Origin of the sequence: Acinetobacter sp. AR2-3 (assembly GCF_001878775.1) — a bacterium.
GTDB lineage: Bacteria > Pseudomonadota > Gammaproteobacteria > Pseudomonadales > Moraxellaceae > Acinetobacter > Acinetobacter lwoffii_D.
Window position 1 is genome coordinate 1 of record NZ_MJIQ01000076.1, and the last position, 1520, is coordinate 1520.

1 protein-coding gene and 1 pseudogene are annotated in these 1520 nt (G+C 38.4%); both read left to right on the forward strand.

What is annotated here, in order from left to right; all coding sequences use genetic code 11:
* Window positions 1-75: pseudogene (locus BFN00_RS13615) on the forward strand (iron-sulfur cluster insertion protein ErpA); the annotation flags it as partial.
* A 102-nt stretch (window positions 76-177) separates the two neighbouring features.
* Entirely contained in the window at window positions 178-1482 is a 1305-nt protein-coding gene (locus tag BFN00_RS13620; protein ID WP_004282307.1) for an IS4 family transposase, read from the forward strand.
* Window positions 1483-1520: the final 38 nt, after the last annotated feature.

Consider the following 1520-nt stretch of genomic DNA (forward strand, 5'->3'; position numbering starts at 1 on the left):
GAAGGTTCACGTTTCGTGGTACAAAACCCGAGTGCGACCACGACCTGTGGTTGTGGATCTTCATTCTCGATCTAAATCCATGCACAAAAAAAGTCCTCTCAATGGGTAATGCCAGTCAGTTAAGCAAAAAAAGTTAAAATGCTGTAAAAAGAGCGTATGTAAATACGCTCTTTTTTTATGAATTTATCTCAGAATCTAGATTTAACATTAAAACAAACCCTACCTTCACTTTCACAATTCAGTGAATTGATTGATTTAAACTGGATTGAAGATTGCTTAGACCAAACAGGTAAAGCATCAATTCGAAAAAGAAAACTGCCTGCTGAACATGTTGTTTGGCTGGTAATCGGACTTGCTCTATTTCGAAATCAACCGATTTGGTATGTGGTTCAACAATTGCAACTTGTTTTCGGTACGGCAGAATACTGTGTACCGAGTGCATCCGTACAAGCAAGACAACGCTTAGGCTTAGAACCCATGAGTGCTTTATTTTCGACATTAAGTCAGGCATGGTTTAAAGACTCACAACAACAATATAGCAACTTTCACGGTCTATGCGTTTGTGCTGTAGATGGTGTGGTTTGGTCTATGCCTCATACAGAAGAAAACTTTAAGCACTTTGGTTCATCCAAAGGCAAAACAGCAGCTGCACCTTACCCACAAGTTAGAGCGACTTGCCTGGTGAATACCAATACCCATGAAATGATTGATGCCCAAATGGGCAGTATGGATCAAGGTGAATTAACCTTAGCCAGTCAATTAAAAGCACCAGTTCGCAGTATTACCCTATTTGATCGTGCTTACTTCTCTGCTGATTTTTTAGTGAGCTGGCAATCTCAGGCAGAAGAGAGTCATTGGTTGATGCGAGCAAAGGACAACCTGCGTTATGAAGTGATTCATCATAATGCGGCCCATGACTTTCAGATCAAAATGCCTGTTTCAGCAAGAGCAAAAAAGATAAATCCGTCATTGGGTGACTATTGGGAAGCACGTTTAATTGAAGTTGAATATGCAGGAAAAATAAGACGTTACATTACATCATTAACAGATTCTAAAGTTTATCCATTCAAAGACCTTGCAATGCTTTATATCCAGCGTTGGGAAATAGAAATGTGTTATCGGGAAATTAAAAGTGATTTACAGGATGCAAGGATTTTAAGAAGCAAACAACCTGATTTGGTCTATCAAGAATTGTGGGGGGTATTTATTGCATATAATATCTTAAGAAGACAGATGAGGTTTATCGCTGAACATGCAAAGGTGAGTCCTTTAAGGATCAGTTTCCATATTGCATCTATGAGTATTATCAATATCTTAAGGCACACACCTTTAGAATCAGCAGGAAACCTACCCAAACATTTAGCGCAATTATTTGAACAATCTAAAATATTTGTATTACCTGAAAAAAGGCAAAGGCAATGTCCGCGAGTAGTGAAAATTAAAGCACAAAAATATCCAAGAAAATGCCAGTCAATTTCTTAACTGACTGGCATTACTGTCTCTGTCTCTTATACACATCT